3 protein-coding genes are annotated in these 5,212 nt (G+C 57.6%); all 3 read left to right on the top strand.

What is annotated here, in order from left to right; translation table 11 throughout:
* The first annotated feature begins 38 nt into the window (after positions 1-38).
* The 3 genes from H1Y01_RS19140 to H1Y01_RS19130 all read left to right on the top strand — a co-directional run bounded on the left by H1Y01_RS19140 (position 39) and on the right by H1Y01_RS19130 (position 5,185).
* A complete protein-coding gene (locus tag H1Y01_RS19140; RefSeq protein ID WP_180542433.1) occupies positions 39-1,454 on the top strand; it encodes an HlyD family secretion protein in 1,416 nt (471 codons plus the stop codon).
* A gap of 14 nt (positions 1,455-1,468) precedes the next feature.
* The gene (locus H1Y01_RS19135; RefSeq protein WP_180542431.1) at positions 1,469-2,209 is read left to right on the top strand and encodes an ABC transporter ATP-binding protein; all 741 of its coding nucleotides are present in this window, start codon (positions 1,469-1,471) and stop codon (positions 2,207-2,209) included.
* An 813-nt stretch (positions 2,210-3,022) separates the two neighbouring features.
* Positions 3,023-5,185: a hypothetical protein gene (locus H1Y01_RS19130; RefSeq protein WP_180542429.1), complete on the top strand. Its 2,163-nt coding sequence runs from the start codon at positions 3,023-3,025 to the stop codon at positions 5,183-5,185.
* Positions 5,186-5,212: the final 27 nt, after the last annotated feature.

Genomic DNA, 5,212 nt, shown 5'->3' with positions numbered 1-5,212 from the left:
GGAGGTGTTCGTTTGAACACTAGAGGAGTGTCTGCGCGTTGAAGACGAAATGGAAAGTGATCATTGGCGTTGTGGCGTTTTGCCTGCTGGTGGGCGGCGTCTTCGCCAGCGTCAGACTCAGCCATCGCGGCGTTGTTACCGTGCAAACCGCCAAGGTGACCCGGCAGGATCTGACCAGCATCGTCACGGCTTCCGGCGAAATCAAACCGAAGAATTACATCGATATCGGCGCCAACGCCATGGGCGAGCTAACCCGCATCGAAGTCAAGGAAGGCGACCGCGTTCGCAAAGGACAATTGCTGGCCAGCGTCGAAAATACGCAGCCCGCCGATGACGTGGAAGCGCAGAAAGCGGCGCTGAACTCCGCCGAATCCGACGCCGCCGCCAACGTTGCCGCCTACAAGTCCGCGCAGGACAACCTGGTCACCATGCAGGCCGGCGTGGACCGCGCCAAATCCGACGTCGAACACGCCAAACAGGATTACGACCGGTATAACGAGCTTTTCAAGCAGAAGCTGATCGCAAAACAGGATCTCGAATCGAAGAAGGCGACCTACGATTCGGACGTCGCGACGCTCAATGAATCGCAAGCCAAGCTCGCGCAGGCGCGCTCGCAAATCGCGCAAGCGGAGGCGACTAACCTTTCCACGCAGCGGCGCATCGCTCAGCAGCGGGCGCAGCTCGCCCGCTACTCGGACGTTCTCAAGAAGTACAACTCGTATTCGCCGCTCGACGGCGTCGTCACCAACCTGCCCATGAAGACCGGAGAAACGGTGGTTCCCGGCCTGCAGAGTTCGACGGCGAGCACCATCATGACGATTGCCGATATGAGCGTGATTACCGCCGAGATCCGGGTGGATGAAACCGATATCGTGAACGTCAAGCTGGGGCAACTCGCTGAAGTGGATATCGACGCGATCCCGAACCAGACGTTCCACGGTCACGTTACCGAAATCGGCAACACCGCGCTGGTTCGTTCGACAGGGGTAGCGGCTTCGCAGAGCACCACATCGAGTAATGAAGCGAAAGACTTCAAGGTCGTGATCGCGATCGACAATCCACCGGACACGATCCGGCCCGGTCTTTCCTGCACCGCGCGCATCACCACCGCAACTGCGAAGAACGTGTTGACCATCCCCATCCAGGCGCTCACCACGCGAACCAAGGGCGATCTGCAGGAGACGAAACCCGGAGCCCCAGCGCCGAAGCTCACGCCCGCGCAACAGAAAATCATGAAAGAAGACGTGACCGGCGTCTTCGTCATCAGCAAGGGCAAAGCGGTTTTCCATAAGGTCGAAACCGGGATCACCGGCGCAACCGATATGCAAGTTCTGAGCGGCGTCGCCGAGGGCGATGAAATTATCACGGGAACCTTCCAGGTGATTCGCACCATTCGGAACAACGCGAGCGTCAAAGTAGATAACAAGCCGTTGGCGCCAAAACCGGCAACCTAGGGAAATCGAATCACATGGCACAAGCACTCGAACTGGCGGAAGAACGCGGCGCGCAGCTCAAGCAGCAGAACATCGTTATCCGCACCTACGATCTCTGGAAGACCTATGAAATGGGCGATCAGATCATCAATGCGGTTTCGGGCGTCGATATCGAGATCCACCGCGGCGAGTATGTCGCGATCATGGGTCCGTCGGGATCAGGCAAGTCGACGCTAATGAACCTGATCGGCTGCCTCGACACGCCCACCCGGGGCGAGTATTACATTAACGGACGGCTGGTCAGCGAGATGACGGATGACGAGCTGGCCCGGATCCGTAATAAGGAAATCGGGTTCGTGTTTCAAACCTTCAACCTGCTGCCGCGGGCCACCTCGCTGCACAATGTCGAGCTTCCGCTCATTTATAGCGGCACGCCCGCCGCGGAGCGCATCGCGCGCGCCAAGCGGGCCCTTCAGCAGGTGGATCTCGAGAAGCGCATGAATCACAAGCCCAACGAGCTGTCGGGCGGTCAACGCCAGCGTGTTGCCATTGCCCGTGCGCTGGTGAACGATCCGTCGATCCTGCTGGCTGACGAGCCAACGGGTAACCTCGATACGGCGACCGGCAACGAGATTATGGCCCTGTTCGAGCGCCTCTACCGCCAGGGGAACACCATCATTCTGGTGACACATGAGGCAGATATCGCGCGCCACGCGCACCGCATCATCCACGTTCGCGACGGCAAGATTGAAATGGACGAGCGGGTCGAACACTAAAGTCAGGTTCGGCAATCCGGTGGTGGCAAGCGGTGCCAAAGAGCCGGTTTCGGCTTTAATGTTAATTGCTCTTCGATACTCCTTACGGGCTTCTTTCTTGATGCAAGACTACATGCCGGGAGTAGTGTCCTGACTAATGTACTAGCGCGCACGTGTTGAATTCGACGTCGCAGATTGTGCCATCGGGAAGGTTCGTCAACGCACGTTGCCCGCTGGCTTGCGCGCTCCGCTGCCTTAACCCCGTATCCTAGCTGACCCCACGGCGGCAGTGACTCCGCACATTGAGTGGGACTGGCAACACGTTTGCAAACTCTTCCGCAAGGCTGCGTCGCAACCAGTAATACTTCCCAGGGGTGCGCTCATGAAGCGCTTGCGGGGATAGGGTCTGGCTTATTCAGCGAGAATTTTGAAAAATCCTGCGCTTCTCAAGCTGCCGGGGCCGTTGGACTTTGATGGGCGCGTGGCAATACTACGAGATGGATAAAGCGGGGCGCAGATACGGAAGTTGTGGATATTCAAGGTTTGGACAACATGTCGGCGGCGGTTGGTGCGAGAAACAGTTCAATATTCTTACCATGTAACCTATTCGGTCATTCACACCGCGACTTTGGGAGTTGGCGTGGGTTACTAACTAATGGCCTCCGCGTGTTGGGCAAATGCACGCGGAATCGACTAAGTGCCAGGCAACAAATTGTTCGAGTTGCCACCCCCGCAAGCGCTGCCAACCGCAGATTACCTAAACATTGTTTATCTGGGCACTGTTTATCTAGGCATCGTTCCGACGCGGCACGGAAAACTCAAGTAAGGAGAATCATGAAGACACTCACTGCTTTTATCTTCGCGGGCGCCTTGTTCGGTCAAAGCGCGGTCCCGACGATAGCAACTAACGGGTTGACCTACGAAAATACCAACACTCTCAACCCGAATGCGTTCAGCTATCAGATGGCCGACTATGACCAGGGTCACAATCAGGTTTTGTTCTACCCGTATGGAAGCATCACCTCGACTCCTCTGGCCAACTCGGGCGAATTATTGGTCTATAAGCCGGTTCCCGGCGGCTTCACCAACGCTGCAAACTGGGACGAGATCGATCTGACGTCGGTGGTGGCCAAGTATGCGTGGAACTTCGGCGGTGGATTCACGGATGGGTCCGGTCCCGCTACGTCGATTGCTAACACGAACCCCACCTACGCGTATCTTCCGCCTGGACCTCGTAACAATGTCTCTGGCGGAGCGACCAGGGCACAACAGGGCAGCATCACCGTGCAGGTCAACCTCGCCAATCTGGCCTCCGATCCGCAAAATGTCAACGGGCAAACCTACAAGTACATAGACTTGGCCACGGTGCCTTCGATTCCGGCGGTTGGCGGGTTTGGCGGCGTCTGGGCGAATGGCGCCGCCTATTACTGCCCGACCGGGAACGATGTTACCTTCAATGCCAATACCATCCTGGTTCGTTATAACAGCGCTCTGGGGGCGTTCGATGACGCGGCCTCATGGGAAAGCTTCGATATGTCCACTATTCCCGTTTTGCAGGGCGCGGGCGCTGCCGATCCCGACCTGGGTGGAATGCAGAGCGCGGCTTACATCTATCCCAATCTCTACTTGATCCCATTTTTTAACGGCAGCGAAGCAAGCGCTTCAACCATTACTCCCGCAAGCAAGCTGGTTGTCTATAACACGACCGGCTCAATGACTTCGGGCAGCGCCTATCAGACCTTTGACTTGTCGACGCTTTCGAGCATGAACTCAGCATTATTCGCCGGAGGCATATCGTCCCGGTTCCGGGGCTACACCGGCGGAGTCGTTGCTAATGGAGGCAAAAACCTGATTCTCGTGCCCTGGGGGGATAGGAACTTACAGGTCAGCAACTCAGTTGCAGTAGAGTACAACACTAGCTTGGCGATTAACGATCCGTCCGCCTGGACCTACTTCGATCTGGAAACCATCAACCCGAAAGCCGCGGGCTATCAGTTCGGATGGCTCGACAAGGACGGGTACGTCTGGTTTGTACCTACGCATGATTTCCAGGCGGCATCCTTGCCGTCCATCCCTCCCTTCGCCGTATACAACACAGCTCTGCCATTCAACGAAGCTACATCGTGGACTACCTACGCAAATAACGGCTACCCAAGCGGCACCGGGGTTTGGTTGACCGGCGCGGCCTATGATGCCAACACCAACACCGCCTGGATGTCCGCCTATGGCGTCCCCCCGAAAGCGACCCCTGTGGAGATTGCCTATAACCTGGAGTTGCAGGAACAGGGTACCGCGACTTCTTCGATCGCGGCGGGCGGCATCGTGAACGCAGCCAGTTATAAGGCTCCGGTTGCTCCGGGCAGTATCGCTTCGGCGTTCGGAAGCCTACAGTTAGGGTTTCCCTATGGGGCCACCAGCGTCCCGCTCTCAACGGATCTCTCAGGGCTATCGCTTTCTTTCGGCGGCACCGCGGCGCCCATGTTATTCGTTGCTCCCAGCCAGGCAAACTTTCAGGTTCCGTGGGAATTGGGCGGTCAATCAAACTCGACGGTGACTACCTCTTTGATAGGCGAAAACGGCTCAAGCCAGAGTGTCGCTCTAGCCACTTACGCACCCGGCATTTTCACGGCTGACTCTTCCGGGACAGGCCAGGGAGAGATATTCAACCTTAATTACACACTTGCGAACTCTTCGGCTCCGGCAAAGCCCGGCGACTACGTGATCATCTACTGCACGGGTCTGGGTCCGGTCTCGAATCAGCCGGCAACCGGCGCGCCCGCCCCGTCCGGTCCGCTCGCCAGCACAACCAAGCCCGTCTCCGTGAGTATCGGCGGCGACCTGGCCAACGTGCAGTTCGCCGGACTTGCCCCCGGATATGTAGGCCTCTACCAGGTAAATGCTCAAATACCGGCTGGGGCGCCTACCGGTTCAGCGGTATCGGTAGTCATCTCCATCAACGGCGCGGCTTCAAACACCGTCACGATGGCGATTCAGTAACGGGAGTCGCGGGCTACCGGCGGGCTG

This window comes from Nevskia soli (genome assembly GCF_903970205.1).
Classification (GTDB): Bacteria; Acidobacteriota; Terriglobia; order Bryobacterales; family Bryobacteraceae; genus Bog-113.
Note: the sequence above shows the minus strand (reverse complement) of the source record. Positions and strands in the feature narration are given on the sequence as shown.

Bases quoted from the DNA above. Each gene is read 5' to 3' on its own strand.
- H1Y01_RS19135 (WP_180542431.1), top strand. From the start codon at position 1,469: ATGGCACAAGCACTCGAACTGGCGGAAGAACGCGGCGCGCAGCTCAAG.
- H1Y01_RS19130 (WP_180542429.1), top strand. From the start codon at position 3,023: ATGAAGACACTCACTGCTTTTATCTTCGCGGGCGCCTTGTTCGGTCAA.